The organism is Microcoleus sp. PH2017_34_RAT_O_A (assembly GCF_020737885.1).
Taxonomy (GTDB): domain Bacteria; phylum Cyanobacteriota; class Cyanobacteriia; order Cyanobacteriales; family Microcoleaceae; genus Microcoleus.
Window position 1 is genome coordinate 49330 of the sequence record NZ_JAEQDD010000017.1, and the last position, 20156, is coordinate 69485.

Annotated in this window: 20 protein-coding genes and 1 riboswitch; of the genes, 5 read left to right on the top strand and 15 right to left on the bottom strand. The window is 44.0% G+C overall.

The features are described 5' to 3' along the window. Positions 1-147: 147 nt before the first annotated feature. The 6 genes from JGK11_RS08495 to JGK11_RS08520 all read right to left on the bottom strand — a co-directional run bounded on the left by JGK11_RS08495 (position 148) and on the right by JGK11_RS08520 (position 4580). On the bottom strand, positions 148-375 hold the full coding sequence (locus tag JGK11_RS08495) for a hypothetical protein (RefSeq protein ID WP_293181313.1): 228 nt from the start codon (positions 373-375) through the stop codon (positions 148-150). A 258-nt stretch (positions 376-633) separates the two neighbouring features. Further along, a complete protein-coding gene (locus JGK11_RS08500) occupies positions 634-2163 on the bottom strand; it encodes a phosphomannomutase/phosphoglucomutase (protein ID WP_293211247.1) in 1530 nt (509 codons plus the stop codon). Between the two features lie 164 nt (positions 2164-2327). Beyond that, positions 2328-2669 (bottom strand): XisI protein, encoded by a 342-nt coding sequence (locus tag JGK11_RS08505; protein ID WP_293192269.1) that lies wholly within the window; start codon positions 2667-2669, stop codon positions 2328-2330. Then, the gene (locus JGK11_RS08510; RefSeq protein WP_293181304.1) at positions 2657-3073 is read right to left on the bottom strand and encodes a XisH family protein; all 417 of its coding nucleotides are present in this window, start codon (positions 3071-3073) and stop codon (positions 2657-2659) included. The genes JGK11_RS08505 and JGK11_RS08510 overlap by 13 nt, the downstream gene beginning before the upstream one ends. A 208-nt stretch (positions 3074-3281) precedes the next feature. Beyond that, positions 3282-3455 carry a hypothetical protein gene (locus JGK11_RS08515; protein ID WP_293181301.1) on the bottom strand — a complete coding sequence of 58 codons (174 nt, stop codon included), beginning with the start codon at positions 3453-3455 and terminating at the stop codon, positions 3282-3284. 219 nt (positions 3456-3674) lie between these two features. Then, entirely contained in the window at positions 3675-4580 is a 906-nt protein-coding gene (locus JGK11_RS08520; protein WP_293211250.1) for a D-hexose-6-phosphate mutarotase, read from the bottom strand. Positions 4581-4816: 236 nt separating this feature from the next. Here JGK11_RS08520 and JGK11_RS08525 point away from each other — a divergent pair, with 236 nt between their 5' ends. Next, positions 4817-5194, top strand: coding sequence for a hypothetical protein (locus tag JGK11_RS08525; RefSeq protein WP_293192273.1), 378 nt, complete (start codon positions 4817-4819; stop codon positions 5192-5194). A 268-nt stretch (positions 5195-5462) separates the two neighbouring features. On the opposite strand, the gene obgE is transcribed toward JGK11_RS08525, so the two are convergent. The 4 genes from obgE to JGK11_RS08545 form a co-directional block, all read right to left on the bottom strand. Next, positions 5463-6503 (bottom strand): GTPase ObgE, encoded by a 1041-nt coding sequence (gene obgE / locus JGK11_RS08530; RefSeq protein ID WP_293181292.1) that lies wholly within the window; start codon positions 6501-6503, stop codon positions 5463-5465. 397 nt (positions 6504-6900) lie between these two features. Then, positions 6901-7776, bottom strand: coding sequence for a Mo-dependent nitrogenase C-terminal domain-containing protein (locus tag JGK11_RS08535; RefSeq protein WP_293204948.1), 876 nt, complete (start codon positions 7774-7776; stop codon positions 6901-6903). Positions 7777-8428: 652 nt separating this feature from the next. After that, positions 8429-9502: a class I SAM-dependent methyltransferase gene (locus tag JGK11_RS08540; RefSeq protein WP_293181286.1), complete on the bottom strand. Its 1074-nt coding sequence runs from the start codon at positions 9500-9502 to the stop codon at positions 8429-8431. Between the two features lie 484 nt (positions 9503-9986). Further along, positions 9987-10298: a 30S ribosomal protein PSRP-3 gene (locus JGK11_RS08545; protein ID WP_293181450.1), complete on the bottom strand. Its 312-nt coding sequence runs from the start codon at positions 10296-10298 to the stop codon at positions 9987-9989. A 177-nt stretch (positions 10299-10475) separates the two neighbouring features. On the opposite strand from JGK11_RS08545, the gene JGK11_RS08550 reads away from it, so the two are divergent. Continuing rightward, entirely contained in the window at positions 10476-11264 is a 789-nt protein-coding gene (locus JGK11_RS08550; RefSeq protein ID WP_293211253.1) for a TIGR01548 family HAD-type hydrolase, read from the top strand. A gap of 469 nt (positions 11265-11733) precedes the next feature. Here the strand turns inward: JGK11_RS08550 and JGK11_RS08555 are convergent, their stop codons facing one another. Next, a complete protein-coding gene (locus JGK11_RS08555; protein ID WP_293192275.1) occupies positions 11734-12552 on the bottom strand; it encodes a tetratricopeptide repeat protein in 819 nt (272 codons plus the stop codon). Between the two features lie 190 nt (positions 12553-12742). Here JGK11_RS08555 and JGK11_RS08560 point away from each other — a divergent pair, with 190 nt between their 5' ends. Further along, positions 12743-13492, top strand: a complete 750-nt coding sequence (locus JGK11_RS08560; RefSeq protein WP_293211256.1) for a cobalt-precorrin-6A reductase — start codon at positions 12743-12745, stop codon at positions 13490-13492. Positions 13493-13657: 165 nt separating this feature from the next. Here the strand turns inward: JGK11_RS08560 and JGK11_RS08565 are convergent, their stop codons facing one another. Continuing rightward, positions 13658-14917 carry a CapA family protein gene (locus JGK11_RS08565; protein WP_293211259.1) on the bottom strand — a complete coding sequence of 420 codons (1260 nt, stop codon included), beginning with the start codon at positions 14915-14917 and terminating at the stop codon, positions 13658-13660. A 181-nt stretch (positions 14918-15098) separates the two neighbouring features. On the opposite strand from JGK11_RS08565, the gene JGK11_RS08570 reads away from it, so the two are divergent. Both JGK11_RS08570 and JGK11_RS08575 read left to right on the top strand, forming a co-directional pair. Next, entirely contained in the window at positions 15099-16079 is a 981-nt protein-coding gene (locus JGK11_RS08570; protein WP_293181270.1) for a metallophosphoesterase, read from the top strand. Between the two features lie 78 nt (positions 16080-16157). Further along, positions 16158-16733: a Uma2 family endonuclease gene (locus JGK11_RS08575; RefSeq protein WP_293181267.1), complete on the top strand. Its 576-nt coding sequence runs from the start codon at positions 16158-16160 to the stop codon at positions 16731-16733. A gap of 188 nt (positions 16734-16921) precedes the next feature. Here JGK11_RS08575 and JGK11_RS08580 read toward each other — a convergent pair whose 3' ends face one another. From JGK11_RS08580 to JGK11_RS08590, 3 genes are all read right to left on the bottom strand, one after another. After that, positions 16922-17338 carry a DUF1636 domain-containing protein gene (locus JGK11_RS08580; protein ID WP_325314915.1) on the bottom strand — a complete coding sequence of 139 codons (417 nt, stop codon included), beginning with the start codon at positions 17336-17338 and terminating at the stop codon, positions 16922-16924. Positions 17339-17359: 21 nt separating this feature from the next. After that, positions 17360-17524: riboswitch (cobalamin riboswitch) on the bottom strand. A 259-nt stretch (positions 17525-17783) separates the two neighbouring features. Then, positions 17784-19286 (bottom strand): hypothetical protein, encoded by a 1503-nt coding sequence (locus JGK11_RS08585; RefSeq protein WP_293181264.1) that lies wholly within the window; start codon positions 19284-19286, stop codon positions 17784-17786. Then, positions 19286-20074: a hypothetical protein gene (locus tag JGK11_RS08590; protein WP_293204955.1), complete on the bottom strand. Its 789-nt coding sequence runs from the start codon at positions 20072-20074 to the stop codon at positions 19286-19288. The genes JGK11_RS08585 and JGK11_RS08590 overlap by 1 nt, the downstream gene beginning before the upstream one ends. Between the last annotated feature and the right edge of the window lie 82 nt (positions 20075-20156).

Consider the following 20156-nt stretch of genomic DNA (forward strand, 5'->3'; position numbering starts at 1 on the left):
CGCTCTTTCATCCTAATATAAGAAAGAGCGCTGAAGCGCAACTACGTACCTTTTTGATTTGAGGTATGTTGTTGCGCTTTAGCGCTCTTTCATCCTAATCTATGAAAGAGCGCTGAAGCGCAACTACGTACCTTTTTGATTTGAGATTTACAGAGATTCAAAAGTGGCGGTAAAACCCTCTAAAGTCAAGCATTCTTCCATAAAATCCTCTACATCATTGACATTTTCCAGTTTATATTCCATGATGCGTTCACCGTCGCCTTTCATCTTTTTGGAAGAAAGAGGCGTAGCCGGATATTTGTCAGCAATGACTTTGAAAGCTTTGGAATTGAGAGTCCAGCTTTCCGCAGAACATTTAATGATTAAAAGCCACATGATAAAATCCCTCCTTGGGTTTGGTTTATTAATAGAAAACTCGGCGGTTGAAACCGCGTCTATACAAACTTGCACGTGCCTCCGCAGGTTGAAGAATTGACGGTGAAAATTGCGTTATTTTCTTCAGTTATTTTCTTCAGTCCGCGGAGGCGGACTTTGCTTGTGTAGACGCGGTTTCAACCGCCGTCTTCTTTATCTTTCTGGCGGTTTCAACCGCCGTCTTCTTTATCTTTCTGGCGGTTTCAACCGCCGTCTTCTTTATCTACTCGATAGTGCCGACAAATCAAGAGATTCTGTTGTTTGGAAAAAAGCTAAAAGGCGATCGACTATTTGAGCAACACCACCCTTAACATTCGACTCAACATTCAAAGGCATCACCGGATCGTGCAGTGACAAGCGTAGCAGAAACCAGCCCGATTCGCTAGCTGACGTGCAGGAAACTCGCAAACCTTCGTAATTATTGGGTACAATTCCCCAGTCGGCTTGGGTTGAGACAAATTCTTGCAGTTTCTCAATTACCAAATTTCCCTGAGCTTTGAAATCATCCACACCAATTTTAATCCGAAACTCTGCACTTTCTTCAGGTTCTTGTAAATTCGCAATTAAATCCGGCAAAGATTGATTAGCTAATTTGGATTTAGCCAATTCAATCAATAATTTGCTCACCAAGTAAGCGCCATCATCCAGAAAGTAATTTTCCTTCAAAGCGCCATGTCCAGAAGTTTCAATCGCCAGCCATGATTCCTGTCCCGCTGCATTGAGGCGAATCGACTCGTCAATCACATTTTTGTAACCGCGTTTAAAGCGATGGTGAATTCCTTTTAAATCCTGTTCGATGAATTGCGTTAAACCATCGGATGTGATAGAATCCGTAACGACGGTAGAGCCTGGGTGCTCTTGTAGGACGATCGCCGAAATCAACGCGATTAACCGATTGCGATTCAGTTCCTTGCCAAATTGATCCACAGCCGCACTGCGATCGACATCCGTATCAAAAATAATCCCAAAATCAGCTTGATTGGCAATTACCGCTTGACAAATTGACTGCATTGCCTGTTTATCTTCGGGATTCGGCACGTGATTTGGGAATGTACCATCCGGTTCTAAAAATTGACTGCCGGTAGTGTCTGCACCCAAAGGCTTTAAGACTTTATCCACATAAAATCCGCCCGCACCATTCCCCGCATCCACAACAATTTTCAAGCCTGTCAGCGGCTGCTCAAAATTATCGGGATGATTGACTGATTCCCTAATCTTTTCGACAAATTGGTTGCCATAAACTGAGATAAAATCATGCTTGGTAATAGTACCGAAAACGGCAGCTTTTTTAAACTCATTGGTTTCGGCAAATGTTAAGATATCGGTAATATCTTTTTTTTGTAATCCACCCTTAGCGGTGAAAAACTTTAAGCCGTTGCGATTAAAAGGTAAATGGCTAGCAGTCAGCATAATCGCGCCGTCGCACTCAAAACCTGGAGTGATTGTACTCATAAACATGGCGGGAGTTGATGCCATTTCAAAGTCATATACTGTAGAACCAACTAAGGCTATACCATCCATGACTGCTTGCATTAAAGTTGGCCCGGATAGGCGACTGTCACGCCCGATCGCAATTATCAACTTTTCCGCAGGTTTATTGACTTTTTGCACCAGCCAACTGACAAAGGATTGACCTAAAATTGTCGCAATTTCGGGAGTGAGGTTAACTTTTTCATCGGGAACCCCTTCGAGGGCGATACCGCGAATATCTGAGCCATTTTGCAGTTTTGTCCAGTTATAGTTTTGCATAATCATTGATGGTAAGTATAGCAGTTGACAGTTGACAGTTGACAGTTGACAGTGAATTTTTTGGATGGAGATTCAAACCCTACCCTCAAACAATCCATATTATAGGTGAGGGAGTTAAACCCGGTTTCGATCCAATTATCAATTGCCCATTGTTAAAAGCCTTGTCAAACTGTATCACTTTCTTGACTGTCTAGGATAGCGGCAAGATGTTTGCGGATTGTGGGTGAGCGAAATCCCAAAATGATATCTTTGTTACAGACACCGCGCTGAATTAGCTCTTGATCGATGAAGACTTCGGTGCTATTTTGCTGAATCCAAACTTGGCCCTCGATGATATCTAAGTGCATGGCGCAACCATATATGCGATATTCATCGCGCCAACTATGATGTATCACCAAATAGCGATCGCGTGAATGGTCAAAAATTAACTGAGCTTGGGTGTCGTCTTTGGCGAAGTCTTCGAGAAATTGACAAACAATTTGGCGATACTCATTTATTCTATCCATTGTTCAATAGCCTCACTATTTGGATTATAAACAATTAACCGAACCTGATATCGCTGAATGACTGTTTTTGCTGGTTCAAAACGTAAAAAGGTTTGATAAGCATCTCTAGGTACTGCTAGATACAAAATACGCCCTGGTTCATCAGAAACTTCTATGGCAATTCGGTAGTTTAGAAATTGACCAAGAGCCGTGTGAAATGCTGAAATGTTAGAGCCACTAATAAAGCTTTTTACTTCTACTGCGATTTGACTGCCTTCTTTTTCGGCTGCGATCGCTGATTCGGCAGCTAAGTCAATGTAGATATCAGCTATACCATAGCGCAGTTGATAAGGATCGTGGGTGATTTGCCAACCTTCTTTTTGAAGAGCGATTTTGACGGTGTTATGAAATATGTCTTTTGCCATAGTAATTAATGATTATCGTTGAGAAATTGTATAAACTCTTTGAAGTCTTGATTCAGTATTTTTGTATTTCCATTGGTGATAACTATGACGAATTTCTTCTAATGCCTTAAGTCTGGCTTGATAAGATTGAGTTTGCCAATAAGAAAAATCACTTTTTTGTTCTTTGAGGTTTATTTTACGACAAAGAATGGTCTTTTATTTGTATCCATTATGTAGATTTAAATTGATTAATTTGATAGATTTCTTGAGCATCTTCCAAGGAATATTCAATTTCATCATCTTCGTAGAAAAGTTGCGTTAATGAATAGTCTTGCCACTCGGTACTTTGCCACTCAGTATATTCGGATATTATATCAAATTCATTGGTATTAGAATTATTCATCTCTCTCTTTTCTGACTCTGTGTTCTCTGCGCTCTCTGCGGTTAAATCATTCCGATCCAAGCTTAAACGATATTAGCTGTTGATTTTTCCATAACTTATCTTGATATCTCATTATAGCAATATCTCTGAGGGTAAGACTTAGGCATTACGGTGACAGAGTTTTTCAATCCAACAATGGAAATTATAGCCCCATCACCGCTGAGATTAAACTCTCATTGCTTAATCATGCTCAACGCTGTAAACTGCCGCTAAGCGGAACTCGCCTTTCGCGGGGACTTCGACAATATCCGTCGCCGCATTGGTCGTTTCTACGCAGATTAAACGCTGATAATCGCTATCATCAAGGTCGGCCATGCTTGCAGAAATTTTCACCCAGGGATTCCACACAACGGCGGATTTACTGCCAGATGATTTAATCCGAATCCGACGATTGAGGGCGGCATCGTCTATGACGAATTCGTTGGTGACATCGAGATAAATTCGATCGACCTCACCGACAGCTACGACTGCACCTACTTGAGTTTTTTCGACTCCACCGTCAACTTTATCAAGATATTGGCTGTTTTCTAAACCCAACACCTGCACGCGGTTGATGTCTCCGACTAGGAAATAGGTGTGGAAGGCTTGGGTGAGGGGAAATGCTTTGTCGCCGAGATTGCGGGTGATTAATTCTACTGTGAGAGTGGTGCCGATCGTAATTGCGATCGCCAGTTCAAAAGCTTGGGGCCAAATTGCTCTAGTTTCCTCGGTATCCTTGAGGCCTAGGGTGACTTGGGTGGCGCCGTCAGGAGTTGTACCGGTGTTGACGACATTCCAGAGGCGATTGCGGACAAACCCGTGGGCTGGGCGGCCCAAGCCTTCGGGATCTGGGCCAAACCAAGGCCAACAGATGGGTACACCGCCTTTGATGGCTTTCCCTTCGGCGTAGTAGGCTTTGTCGCTGAGGAACATCAAATCTGCGGTTTCGGTGGCTGGTTGGAAGGAGAGCACTTGGCCGGAATACACAGATATCAAGGCTTTGGCTTGGCCGTTGTCGATGTGAATCATCGGGAAACCGCCGTTTCCGCTGGCGAAGGTGAGGTGGCCGGCGATGCTGTAGTCTGTGTTTAGTTGGTCAATACTCATGCTGGTGGCGGAGGTTAATTGCTTCCCAATTATCCGATATTATGGTTGCTGCGATTGTTTGTATTGTTGAGTTTGAGTGGAATGTGCGATCGGCTAATGTTGGTTGTATTCTGGTGTTGGGAGGACATTAAGAAGATTTGAGAGTTAACAAGGTTTGTTGAATTTTTATCCTGGTTTCAATTTCACTGTCTGAATTTTGAACGAATACCGCATTTTTGTATCTGGAGCGCCCAACTATGAAACTTAAGTTATCTTTATTTTATAAAACATTTTTAGTGGCTAATTTGCTACTAGGTTCGACAATAGCTTTCTGTACCAATACTCAAGCCCAGACGAGAAATTCTGGTGAAAATTATAGCTCTAAATGCAGTTTTTACGGACAGAATCAAACGCAGGCTCAAACAATAGGCTGTTCGATCAAGCAGAGTCCCAACCAAATTATAATTGACTGGAATGATGGATTAAAAACTATTCTAGTTGCCTCTAATGGTGGTTGGAAATCAATGCCTTCTGAAGCGAAAGCCGAAGTCAGATTTTATTCTGGGACTGGGCGAGTCGCTCACGTTGAAATTTTCTCGGGCCCAGGTAAGGGAATTATTGTTGTCAAGCCATAATCGCGTTCATTTAGTTAAGAAACCCGGTTTCTGGGAATTATGCAAAGATTAAGAAACCGGGTTTCTCAGATAACCTAGGTTGGTGGCCAGAGATTTCGGAAGAAACCCGGTTTCTGGGAATTATGCAAAGATTAATACAACTGGTTTCTGATATCAATTGCCAAAAATAATGCAAAATCCCCGATCGGGAATTTTGGTTTTTTTGCTGTTTTTGATTGTGTCAATCTTCACAGATAACGGTTTCAATCCCTATGTCAGGAAATAAGGGCTACAAGACTCCGACTGCTGACAGCGCCTCCGCTTCAACCTCATTCATCTCATCGAGTTTCAGCCAAACTTGGTGCATCAACTCATCCAACCCAACTCGACTCACAGCCGAAATCATCAACACCGGAGCACCGCTGATTTCCTGCAATCGCGCGATCGCATTTCCAATTTCCTCATCCTCAAGATCGATCGCATCTACCTTATTAAAAGCCAAAATCTGCGGCCGATCGCCCAAACCTCGCCCGTAAGCTTTCAATTCTTCTTGAATTGTGACGTAATCTGCGATCGGATCTTCATCAGTAATATCCACCAAATGCAGCAACAACCGAGTCCGTTCAATGTGCCGCAAAAACTCATAACCCAAACCCGCGCCCTCGTGAGCCCCGGCAATTAATCCTGGAATATCAGCAAAAACAGTACCGTCGCCGGTTGGTTTTTTGACTACGCCCAAATTCGGAATTAAAGTTGTAAACGGATAATCTGCAATCTTTGGACGCGCCGCCGACAAAGCAGAAATTAGCGTAGATTTGCCAGCATTCGGCAAACCAATAATTCCAACTTCAGCTAACAGCTTCAATTCCAAGCGCAAAAACTTGTGTTCTCCTTCTTTTCCCGGTAACGCATAATCTGGAGCGCGGTTAGAATTTGTCAGAAAACACTTATTTCCTAAACCGCCTTTACCACCTTTGGCAACACAAAAAGTCTGTCCTGGCGTCACCAAATCTGCTAAAATTGCCTGAGTTTCCGCATCGTAAACTACTGTACCGCAGGGAACTTCGATCGTGCGATCGGCTCCTGAAGCACCAGTCATATTCTTCGGCGCGCCCTTCTTCCCGTTTTCGCCTTTAAAAATCCGGTTGTACTGGAAATCCAGCAGCGTTTGCAGGCTTTCCACCGCCACCATAAACACAGAACCGCCCCGCCCGCCGGTGCCGCCGCTTGGCCCGCCCGCCGGTATATACTTTTCTCTGCGAAAAGCTACCATACCGTCGCCGCCTTTGCCGGCTGCGACTTGAACATCTGCGCGATCGATAAATTGCATAATTTAATCAATAATTATTGGTCAATAGTCAGTAGTCAGTAGTCATTAGTCAGTAGTCATTAGTTATGATACCAGATCCAAGTAAAATGTTTATCTTTTGGTGTGAATTACACATCCTACTCCCGAGTAGGGAGTAGGATGTGTTTTACTTTTGTATGTAGTGCTGTCCCCGTTCTAGTGCTTATATAATCACGCGAGCAGGGACAGCACTCAAAGAAAAAATGCTTTTTACAAAACAGAAATTCACCATCCTACTCAACTAATTAGGAGTCATTGGTTCATAGCATACAGTCATTAATCGAAAATCTCACAAAATTGACAATTACCAATTACCAATTACCAATTACCAATTCCCCATTCCCCATTCCCAATGCCCAATGCCCAATGCCCAATTCCCCTAACAATATGACGATACATCTTCCTTGCAATCATCTGCCAAATAGCAGAGAGCTCGAAAGCGCATCCCCACCAATTGTTCGTACAGCGGGTTAAGCTTGCACATCGGTGGAATGTGGACGATTTTGCGGCCGAATAATACGACATCTCGCTCAAACGGACACTGCGGTGGAATCATTTTGCAGACAAAACGTGCCACTCTCGGATCGTGAACTTCCCAGCCGTCAAGCCAGTCTTTCACGGGTGTCAGGACATTTTTCTGCTGAGGTTGAGGCCGCCCAGAAAGCGGTGTTGCTGCATAATCAACGGCTGTTTGGCTGCTTGGCCCTTGGGGCTGAGAGTTGCTGTCTTCGATCGTGTGTCGCAGAGATTCGATCGCCTCCACGTTATGACCCAAAGCTGTGCAAAACTTGTAAAGTACCTCGTCTTCGCTCAGAGAGTAAGTACCGTCTGCTAAGGCTACCATGACTGCTGTTCTCAAAAAATTCTCCCCGTTGGCGGTACCTGTCCCGAATACAGCAGCTAGTTCCTCTGCGGTAATCGGTTCAAAACCGGTCTCAAAAGATACCGGATTTAGTTCATCCTGAGTCAGGCTAGCAATCATTTTTTGCTCGTTTTCGTCAAAGTTGCCGTCAGCCCAAGCAATTGTCAGCAATCCCCGCAGCCAAGCGGCAATCTCTCCATCGGTGCAGTTAGATTTTGCGTTACTCATCAGCGTTTCCAGTTGGATGATATACCAGTCTAGTTGTTGGTTTGGAGCGGGATAACTATTCCCCTCTAAATAATTTTTACTGGTTTTTTGCTCGATCGATCTTTTTGTGAAAGGTTTGTGCCCGAAGATTGCTCCAAACGCTTGTAGTGGACGTGTTAAAAGCATATTTGTGTCTCAGGAGCTTCGCCAATTAGCGAGCTAATCTATGGTTTAATCCTCTTCCCCTAAAGCGTCGTCTATCTGGAGGAATAGGTTTTGTTGATTCATTGTTAAGTATAGTTGCACCGATTTTAGATAGCGTATCGAATTTTACGTAATTTCAACGCCAGATCGACCCAATTTATCGCAAGCAATCACAGGTTTGCCAAGATAGGATCTAATCAGCAACCGGGTTTCTCACCCACGGGCGATTTTACTTCGCTATGTTTACATTTTAATATATATATTTGTAAATTTTTGTGTGTCGGCTCCGTAACATTTGACAATAAGTCGGCTTTATGCTGTGAAAATAAAAAGACTTGATGGAACTATCAGCCTATCTCAAAGGTTTTGATTGCTGGGGCAGCTTATAAATCAGTCCAAGACGGAACAATCACAATAAAAAAAGGTACGTAGTTGCGCTTCAGCGCTCTCTTTGGTACGTAGTTGCGCTTCAGCGCTCCGAAGGTATGTAGTTGCGCTTCAGCGCTCCGGGTGGATCTAGGTTTTACAGAAGAAATACCATTAAATCAAGGTACGTTGTTGCAATGAAAGCGCTCTTTCCTAAGATTATAAAGAGCGCTGAAGCGCAACAACGTACCTCAGATCGAAAATAGTATTAGCTGCGACGGCACAAAATCCAGCGCAATTCCATGGGCGGCCGTCCATTTGCCATCGGGAAGACATCTCTACCTGTGGCCCAACTCGGGAACCAAGGCGTTGGCGGCCAGGCTTCTTTTGGCAGGTGGTGGCGTTCGTATTCCCACACCAATTCGTCGGATATTTGGACTAAGGGTAAGCCTTCCATGGCGGCGGCGAGCTCTTGGGGCGTGAATAAAGTAGACCAGGAAAGTTGTGCAACTTGTCGCACGAGGGCGTCTGGCTGGTAGTCGCCGACGGTTAAGAATGTGCTGAAGAGCAACACGCCTCCGGGACAGAGGAAATCGCACATTTTGGCAAGGAAAAGCCGTACTTGATCGATGTCTCGAAAATGTGAGATGACTTCGGCGGCAACTGCAAGTTGGTAGCGGGCTGGTTTCATCCGCATTAAGGGATCGAGCACGTCGCCTTCTGTTACTGTGACGGGAAGGTTTTCGGCCGTGGCGGCTGTTTGCAATTGTTCTGCAAAAGCTGGGGTTAGCTCGATCGCATCTACAGAATAGCCCAATCTCGCCAGCGGTAAGGTATTGCGCCCGGTACCGGCCCCCACGTCTAAGATGCGGATGCGATCGGGATTTCCCAATTTAGCAGCCGTTGCCATCAATTTTGCATCGGGATGGGAACCAAATAGAGGCGGTTCTCTGGTGTCAACCCAGCTTTTATATTGTTCTCCTACTGTTGAAGTAGTGACAATTACTTTGCAAGCTAAACCGGTTTGTGGCGGCTGCACTGATTCGTATTGCAGAATCATCATCGATGCTGTTGAAGTGCGGTAGCCCTGTTCTAATTTAGTCGCTAAAAGCTTTCTGAGTTCCTCTTTACGGTCTTCTGGGAGGGGTCTGTCGAGGGTGCTAAATAGCTTTTCGATTGACTTGAGATAGTGGTTTACCATTCCCGGTACGCAGGGGAAAACTAATTCTCCGCGTGCGGTGACGCGAGTGTTAATTTTGTAGAGGATGGCTTGCTGGAGAATGTCGGGATTGACTACCAGCGGCATTTGTTCGGTTTGGTCGATCGTGCTTTCGGCGCCCATAAGTTCCGGGAAGAAGTCAGTTGACAGTTGACAGTTGACAGTTGACAGTTGACAGTTGCCAGTTGTCAGTTGTTAGTTGTCAGTTGTTAGTAAAAAACAATAGTATCTTGTAGATACGATGTTTTTGCCCTTATCTACTTAGAGCTTTGTTTTAGATAAATCTTAAATCTCTCATCTCAAATCTACCAGGCTCAGAACCCGATTATGTCTGAAAATTCGAGTTAATATAGCGCTTCTTAAGTTAGTGCACTCAAGTGATTACTAATTACCAATTACCCATTACCAATTACCCATTACCCATTACCCATTACCTGACATACCTCACCGCCCTTGAAAAGGGCAATACCTCGATCGGCTGTAGCGCATTTAAAGTGTATTTTTCAGGACGAGGTGGAAAAAGCAAATCCTCTCGCCTTCTCCCCCTCTCTCGTTCTCCTGTTAGCCATCACAGGCAATTTATCTGGGTAGCAACTGAAAGCTAGGCTTAGTTGCTGCCGGTAAAAGTCACTTCAGGGAACTTTGACTGAGCTTCAGTCATCGGGCGCCGTCTGCCTTCTTCTTGCCAGTAGTTGATTACTTCTGTAGCTTGGTTGAGGACTTCGACGCGATCGTTGTCAGCAATCCAGTGTTTGGCTTCGAGTTCGTTTTTGAGTTCTTCCCACGCATCCTTGCGCGGCCAGAAAAAATAAGCTGTCAGCGGGCTAGTTCCTTTACCGACAACTTGGTCAACGGCGAGGGCAACATTCTCTTCTAGCCAGAGAACTTTTAAGATGAACTTGGACAAGCAAACCTCCAGGGTTCCGATCGAACTTATTAAAAATTTCTACAATCGCTAAGCGTAGCACATTCTGTTCAATAATGGCTCATCGGCGATTAAAAGTTTTGTCGAAGGGCTGGGTTTCCCGCTGCTTAGGGGCCCGAAACCAATAAAATTTGTCCACTCACTCGCCCCAGGTACAGGGATAATTAAGTTATGAGCAGATTTATTTTAGTTTTTGACATTGATGGTGTGGTGCGGGATGTGTCCGGTTCCTATCGAAGGGCGATCGCAGATGCGGTAGAACATTTCACGGCTGGTGCTTTTCGCCCGAATTCGATCGATATCGACTCTCTGAAGTCTGAGGGTGTGTGGAATAATGACTGGGAAGCGTCTTTGGAGTTAGTTTGCCGTTATTTTGATGGAATTGGGCGATCGCGAAATCAACTCGATTTCAAATATGACGAATTAGTCGCTTTTTTCCAAAGTCGCTATCGCGGGAATGACGATAAAAATTGGACTGGTTACATTTGTGACGAACCGCTGCTGTTAAATCCAGCTTACCTGGAAAATCTAACAATTGGAGGCGTTGCTTGGGGATTTTTTAGTGGCGCGATGCACGATGAAGCAGCTTATGTTTTGGAAGGGAAACTCGGCTTAAATTCCCCCGTGTTAGTCGCGATGGAAGATGCACCGGGAAAACCAGATCCGACTGGACTTTTCTCGACAATTGAACAGTTGGAAAATCGGCACGGTTTAGAAAGCAATTTGCCCGTGATTTACGCCGGAGATACGGTTGCCGATATTTACACCGTGGTGAAGGCGCGGGAATTGCAACCGAATCGGATTTGGCTGGGTGCAGGAATTTTGCCACCTCACGTTTTGGATGATTCTGCTCGCTGTGAAGCCTATGCTGCGGCGCTGAAAAAAGCTGGTGCTGCGGCGATTTTTAGGAATATCGAGGAGTTGAATGCTGCACGAATTGGAGAATTATACGGCGGTTGAAACCGCGTCGGTACATTGGAGAATTAGACGGCGGTTGAAACCGCGTCTACACAAACAATGTCTGCCTCCGCAGACTTAAGAAAGAGGGCGGTTGAAACCGCGTCTACACCAACGATGTCCGCTCAGACGGCGGTTGAAACCGCGTCTACACAAACGATGTCCGCCTCCGCGGACTCAAGAAAATAACATAATTTTAACCGTTTTATCTTCAACCTGCGGAGGCAGGTTTGGTTTGTGTAGACGCGGTTTCAACCGCCGTTTTATCTTCAACCCGCGTCGGCGGGTTTGGTTTGTGTAGACGCGGTTTCAACCGCCGTTTTATCTTCAACCTGCGTCGGCAGGTTTGGTTTATGTAGACGCGGTTTCAACCGCCGTATAATCTTCAACCCGCGTCGGCGGGTTTGGTTTGTGTAGACGCGGTTTCAACCGCCGTCTAATCAACCGCCGTCTAATGAACCGCCGTCTAATCTTATTTCAAGTTCAAGAATTTGTCTAAAGCGCTAACTACAACTGGCGGCCAGCGGCGGGTTTTTGCCACCCAATCGAGGTCTTTGTAGCGGGAATCGAGACCGACTGCGGCCACCCAATTGCTCTCAGCTTCACCGCGCTGTCCAGCCTCCCAAAGACAGGCGCTGAGGGCTGCTCTCATATCCGCAAATTGGGGATATCTGCGGACAATGTTTTTCATGTTGCGAATTGCTTCTTTGGTTTGCCCGTTTTGATAAAGTGCGAGGGCGTGATTGGCACGAGCAAAGGCGTATTCGGGCGCCAATTCAAAAGCTTTGCTGTAGTCTTTAATTGCTATTTCCCATTGTCCTAAACCTGCTTCGGCGTTACCTCGGTTGTTGTAGGCGGCTGGATCTTTCGGGTCTAATTCTAGCACATGATTGTAGTCGGCGATCGCTTCTTCCCAGCGTCCTAAACCTTCTAAGGCTGTGCCGCGATTTAGGTAGGGATCGGGAGCATTCGGAGCTAGTTCGATCGCCTTTTCGTAGTCAGCAATTGCTAATTGTAGTTTGTTTTGGCTGACTCTCGAATTGCCTCGGTTACTCCAAGCGGCGGCTTGTGAGGGAAATTTGTCAATAATTTCTGTCCACAAAGTTTCTGCGGCGGGAAATTTGCCTTCGTTTGTAGCCTCAAAAGCTTTCTGAACAAGTTCTCCTAATTCCTGCTGCTGAGGGGTGAGCTCTGTTGCTTGTAGTTGTGCGGCGGCGGGCGCGATATTTCCCAACCAAACTAACCCGGTTACAATTAATACTGTAAAAAATGTGAAAAGTGAGCGAATCATCTTTGGTGGCAGTTGAAACTTTACTAAGCTGTTGCGTATTTAAATTGAGTATTTGGGACGGGCTAGAAGCCCATCCCACAAGACTTTGATTTGTTTTTGACACAGAACAATTTAAATACAGAACAGCTTAAATATATTATTAACCTAAATTGCGGTCGTTGGTTAAATCTTATCAGTTAAAAGTAATTTTATGAAAAAACGCTTATTAATTTTGGGCGGAACGGGTGATGCTATTGAAGTAGCTGCCAGAGCTGCTCAAATTGCTGATATCGAGGTGATATCTTCGCTTGCAGGGCGGACTAAACAGCCTTTGACCCCAAAAACGGGTACGGTGCGGATTGGGGGGTTTGGTGGGGCGGCTGGGCTGGCTGAGTTTTTGCGTTGTAGCCCGATCGACTTTTTAATTGATGCAACTCATCCGTTTGCAGCGCAGATTTCAGCCAATGCTGCGGTGGCTGCGGCTGAGTGTCATGTCCCTCATTTGATGCTGGTGCGCCCTGCGTGGGAGGCCGTGGAGGGCGATCGCTGGATTGAAGTCGCCAGCCACTCGGAGGCTGCAAGGGCTTTGTCAGGGCATTCTCGGCGGGTGTTTCTGACGATTGGGAGGCAGGAATTGGCGGAGTTTGCGGGTTTGGAGGATGTTTGGTGTTTGATGCGGGCGATCGATCCTCCGGCACAAAATACTCTTGTTCCTCATGGTGAATTATTATTAGCAAGGGGGCCTTTTTCATTGGCGGACGAGCGGCAATTGCTCTTGGAATATCAGATTGATACAATTGTTAGCAAAAACAGCGGTGGTGCAGCGACATATCCAAAAATTATCGCCGCTAGGGAGTTGGGTATTCGTGTTGTAATGGTGCAGCGGACTCCGATTCCTAATGTTGAGCGGGTTGCTGATGTGTCGGGGGCGATTGATTGGCTAATTCAGCAGTTGAAGTGAAAATCACAACTTACGCACTCCGACTAAAGAAACCGGGTTTTTTATAAATTTGCGGGTGACAACGAAATATTGTCGAAAAAAACCCGGTTTCTCGGCTACCGCAATCAAGAAACCAGGTTTTTCTGAATCTGCGGGTAACAACGAAATATTGTCGCGTTATTTTCTTCATTCCGCGGAGGCGGAATTTGTTTGTCTAGGCGCGGTTTCAACCGCCGTCTTATCTTTGTTATTCAATGAGTTAAGATGATTGTTCATTTCTTGTAGATATGCTTTTAAAACTGGATACTGCGAAGTTGCTAGCAGCGCATCTTTTTTCTGAGTGACGGTTGTTTCTAACGGCAAAATGCGATACTTAGATTTATTGTTCAAAGTATAGCGGTGTACCCAAGTCGGAATTGTTTTAATGCTGATAATTTCTGTAGTCTTTTCGGGAAATTTCTTGCGAATATTTATTTGCACAATTACACCTAAGTCTGTATAATCTTGGGTCTGCCCCGAGATGAAGTTTCCCATTGAATAAATTGCTACGGCCTTTCTGGTTTTCCCATTCTTTCCTTTGAATTTAAATATTTTGTAAGGCTGGACGACGTGGGGATGACTGCCGAGAATGATGTCTGCACCCGCTTTTAAAAGGTTTTCAACTAATTGTTTTTGTTGGGTGTTTGGCTGTCGCTGATATTCGTCGCCAAAATGCAGGGAAATTGCGATCGCATCTGCTCCTTTTTTTCGGGCTTTGGCGATGTCTTTGATTATCTGTTTTTCGTCGATTAGCGAAACTAGGTAATCTTTGCCTTTGGGTATCGGGATGCCGTTTGTGCCGTAGCTGTAGGCTAGCATGGCTAGCGATATGTTGTTTTTGGTGACGATCAAAATCCTATCGCCCGCTGCTTTAGACTTGGCTGTCCCTGTTGATGCAATTTTGCGATCGCCCAAATTTGCGATCGTCCTAATTACCCCTATTTCTCCCCGATCCAAAGCATGATTATTCGCGGTTGTCAAGATATTAAATCCAGCTTTTTTCGCAGCATCCAGTAATTGCACTGGTGCGTTAAATAGCGGATATCCCGTATATCCGCCCGCATCTTCGCCCGCTAAAGGTGTTTCCAGGTTTCCCGTTACCCAATCGCCCTTTGACAGGATACTTTTAACTGGTGCGAAGAAGCTGTCAAAATTGTATGTTTGCTTTTTTGCATCGTAGCCCGAGATTGTTTGAGTAATGTGCATCATGATATCGCCGACAGCAATTAGTTGCGCTTCTTTAATCTCAGACTTGGGTTTAGCCGGTGCAGGTGTTGCAATTGGCGATGGCGTCCCGCCCCGCAAGCTACGGCTTTCTGTACGCTGTATATTGGTTTTTGGCGCTTGGATGTCGCAGCTTGCGATCGAAAACACGGCAATTACCGAAAGCAACCGACGAAAAGTCATAACTTTTAAGAGTGATTTATCGGCATCTATGATATCATCATTATGCCTTGCACACCGTTGGCTAGAAACTAGGTTTTTCAACAAAAACATTGGCTAAAAACTCTCAATCTTCCTTAAAAAGCCCGGGTTCTTTGTTCGGATTACGCAATTTATAATGACTCGATTAGTTACACCCAAATAAATGACAAAAAAATATCTCATTATTGCCTTTATTGTTTTCTTCTCAATTACGGGTTTTGGTATTTTGAGTTACGCTCAGAGTTCGAGCGATCGACCTTTTGAATTTGCCTTAATTGGCGATTTGCCTTACAGCGCAGAACAAGAAGCAAAATTTCCGAATTTGATTGCAGATATCAATCGATCGCCCGCAGCCTTTGTCATTCACGACGGCGATATCAAAAGCGGTGGATCTGTCTGCGATGATGCAACTTTTGTCAGCCGCCAGCAGTTATTTAATAAATTTGAAATGCCCTTCATTCTCGCCTATGGTGATAACGAATGGACTGACTGTCACCGTTCAAATAACGCCAGTTACAACAATCCCATAGAAAGACTTGCTAAACTGCGGGAAATCTTCAACAAAGGCACTCAAAGTTTAGGTAAACGTACCTTAACTCTCACCCGCCAAAGCGAAAATCCGCAGTTTGCTAAATATCGTGAAAATGTCCGCTGGATTTATAACGGGATAACATTTTTGGCGATAAATATGCCGGGAAGCAACAACAATTTTGGCCGCACTCCCGAACAGGATAAAGAATATGCCGATCGCAATTTCGCTAATTTAGCCTGGATTAAAGAATCTTTTGCTTCAGCAAAACGCAGCAACAGCAAAGGAATCATGTTAGTTGCACAAGCAAATCCGGGCTTTGAACTCGATCGAACCGACAAAAGAATAACCGGCTACAACGATTTTATCGCAACTCTGGAAACAGAAACCCGCAATTTTCCCGGACAAGTCGTATTCGTGCATGGCGATACTCACTATTTCCGCATCGACAAACCTTTACCTCGTTTTGACGATGACACTCAACTCCCCAGACTGCTAAACTTTACCAGAGTTGAAACTTTTGGTTCTCCAAACGTGCATTGGTTGCGGGCTTTTTATGACCCCAAAAATCCTAACGTGTTTGAATTTAAACAGCAGATTGTTCCCAAAAATTAGGCAAATTAACACCAGTTGTATCCCAGATAAATATTGTTTCGCTTATACTGAAGATCGCTAGCATGGAGGAATTTATTTATGACGATCGCAACTGAGCGCATTACCCTTGAAGAATTTCTGAAACTGCCAGAAACTAAACCAGCCAGCGAATACATTGAGGGCGAAATCATCCAAAAACCTATGCCTAAAACAAAGCATTCTCGTCTCCAGGGGCGATTCCTGCGTACCATTAATGAAGTGGTAGAGGAACCCAAGATAGCTTACGCTTTTCCAGAGTTGCGGTGTACGTTTGGCGGGCGCTCGATTGTTCCCGATATTTCTGTACTATTGTGGGAACAAATTCAATTTGATGAGAGTGGCGAATTAGTAGACAATGTGCTAATTGCACCGTATTGGGCGATCGAAATTCTATCGCCAGAACAAAGCTCAAACCGCGTAACTAAAAAAATTATTCACTGTCTCGAACATGGCTGTCAGTTGGGATGGCTAGTCGATCCAGGCGATCGATCGATTTTAGCATTTTTACCCAATCAACAACCGCAATTCTGCGAAGGTAGCGATGTCGTTCCCGTACCCGAAATCATTCCCTTGAATATCACCGCCGAACAAGTATTTAGCTGGTTGAGAATGCAAGCATCAACGACAGGTTCGTAGTGAGGACTTTAGTCCTCATCAAAACAGAGGACTCAAGTCCTCACTACGAACCTTTACCTAAGCACACAATCGCATTGCTGATTGACAGTATGAATTGAGTTATACCCAAAAAGTCTATGTTTTACTCAAGGGTAAAAAATGTGAATTCATACTCAAGTTCAGCAACGCCAAATTTTCGCTCCTTATCTCTAATTTCCCAGTGGTGGAATCTTAGCCAACACACCTTTTTTCAGAGCTTGAGGACGCTCAGACCAAGGCAACAAACCATCCGGCTTAGCATAGTATTGACTCGCGCATTCGAGTACAGCCTCGACACTTTCCGGTTCATTTGGAGGCAAATCACCAAACAGATAAGTATACTTTCCAGCAGCAGCAAAAGAGACCGCACAAGAGTGACTGCAAGCACTCATGCACTCAACTTCTTGAATCTCAAACTCATCAGACAACTCCCAATCTTTAGCGAGTTTAGATAAATCTTCCATGAATTGTTGGCCACCACTTTTACCTTCGCGCTTGCCATCTTTCCAAACACTAGCGCAAGCAGTGCAAACCAAAAGACAGTGTTTTGTGCGTACAACCGTGTTTCGTTTAGTTCCATTCATCATCCGTACCTCGCAGATGCGTTCAAAAGTGAGTTAGATATCGGCGGGCATTCTGACTTGAGAGGTAAAGGACTGAAGTCCTTACTACAAACCTCATTACAGTTGCGGGACAGCGCCGGACTTGCACCGAACTTTCCCCGTTTCCTCTGGCGGCTGCTCCCCGCTAGAACCGATCGCGAATTCAAATCCTATCACACTTGCCGCCCTTTCCCAAAAAAGTTATCTTGGTAACAGCAAGTTTTAATATCTAACCACATAAATTAACCCCGTTCGTAGTAAGGACTTTAGTCCTCTGATATTTCTGCGGACTGAAGTCCTCACTACAAACCTTATGAACAAAGCTTTTCCCGACTTTTCCACCCATGGCTATCAAGTAATCCGCGAACTCGGATACAACAGTTTGGGCGGCCGCGTTACCTATTTTTTGGGAACTGGTATTAGCTTTTAGTTACATCCAGATTGCTTGAGCAACTGTACTGCGGATTCGCTTTAAGTTTTCCATACCTATCTCTTTAAGATTTAACAAAGACTCGTCGCTGGCTTCTACCAATTCAGACACCGTGAGGTATCCAGCAGCTTTCAATATATCAATTTTGCGCTCTGTGAGTCCATAAGGATATGCGTGAGATTTTTTTAATTTGCTAATATCTTCATTTAATATTAGCATTTCACCATGCTCAGGTAATTCAGGCAATTGAATTTTAAACAATTTACTTGTTTTGTGTAATTCTAAGGGTTCATTTCTCTCATTTTGCTCATTTAACCACCTAGTATAAATTTCATTAGTGACCCGAGCTCCCGTAGTTTTTTCCAACAATGTGCATAGATTCAAGCTATATCTTGTTCCTCGTCCCCTGGATTTCATTGCCCGTGAAACATCTCGAATTGAAATAAATCCAGTATATTCAAGTAGTTCTAACGGCTTTGATAGACGTTGTGCAATTTCTCTTAAAATAAGTACATTCTGCTTATTTTGCTCACCAGCCTGCTGAAATATTGATTCTGCAATCTCCCTTGCAGGATCGAGCATTGGTGCATATATGCCAAGTTTGGGCTTAAGCTCTTCAATCAAGGGCCAATAGTAATTACTTGCAAGGTCTATCAGTGTCTTGGTTATATGGGCTAAACTAATCTTGTGTTCTCCACAGTTTTCCGACAGACTATTCCATGCAAATATAAATCCCCTCATGTTTCCAAGTACAGCCCGTCCCATAAACCCCGCAACATTTTCTAAACCAAATTGACCAGAGAAAGACTCTTCAGGAAGCTGCTGATAAAACCTTTTTCTAATTATCTCGGCAAAGTTAGTATTATAGTCTTTTAGTTCATCATTCCTTGAAACATCGATCACCGTAGCATCATTATATACATCAAACCTTGTTCCAAAATTAGTAACTCCCGGGTAAATAGCAGCTTTACATGATATTGTACTGCTCGATAAAGTCCGAAATATATCGAAAAATTCATGCAGCGGAGCTTCCCGACCAATGTGAGCCGCGTCATCAAATAAAATAACTATCCTTTTCCCAGATGCACTCGATAAACTAGATAATTCTCTCTGAAGTGATGTGATGTTTGGCAAAGCTTCAAAGTCAAAGAGATTACCTGCTTTAATAACTGTCTTATTTACGGCATCAATTATTAGCTGACATAACATTATTTCATACTTCTTACCGTCACTTCTGAGTAATTCAAGATGACGAAGACTGATGTATATGCCAAATGTAGAGCTTAAATTATTTTCAGGATACATTCTTCTTGATGCTTCTATCATAAGCGCACTTTTTCCACTACCACGCGCCCCTTTTAATAACACTGGGCCATGAGCAATCAAATTTGAAATAAAGCGCTGCTCTTGTTTTGAGAAATAATGCAGTTTCTCAAACTCTTCAGGCGAACAATCTTCTGCGGCTAAGATCAGTGATGAATTTTCAGAAATAGCATTAACCATTAGAAAACTCCCATTTCTTGAATTTCTTTATAAGCGGTGATCGCTACTTGAATATCGAGTTTATTCACTGCATGACTGACTACAGAAACAAATAACCCAAGGGTAGCGATATTACGAACTGTTTTCTCTATCAGTTGTTGAGTTGTGTCTCGATCCAAGGCTGAACTTAAAGGAATCACCAGTTCGTGATGTATTCCTTTTGAAAGTTCAGAGTAGAGACTTGAAAAATCATTTAAAGTTTCATTATAGAATCTTTCAAAAGATTTTGTTCTAAGATTGACTATCCATTCATCCCCGCTGACATCTCTGATTGCATCCAACAGCTTATCAAAGTTAGCAGACCATATTAGTGTCTTATAATAATCTCCAAGCAAAGCTCTAGTAGGGTTTTCCAGTGACTTATCCTCCCAAAGATTATTGACCTTTTTCGCTAAAACATCACCTTGCCAATGTATAGACGACTTATTAGGCTTATCTATTTGATAATGGGGGTGCCTTTGATATTCCCTAAGTAGGAGGACTCTAAAAGGATCGAGCCTCGCAATCAGTGCGGTACATCCCAATTCCAGTATACTTCTACCTAAAAATGGGGCAAATAATGAAATTTGGTTATCACTGAGGGATTCTAGTCTTACTAGCTCTTTAACAACATTATCAATTGACGCGGATAAATGACTTAGCACCTCATCAATTTCACCTCCATCAGGAACGACATTTCCACAGAGTAGTTTGGCTAATGCTGACTGATTAGTTACTGACTCATCGACACCTGATTCATTAGAACTCATTTTATTTTACTGTAACCCGATCGACAGCTCCCAAAATTTTCACACGCAATGCGCACCTTACGGCTTGTAGGGTGCGCACCTT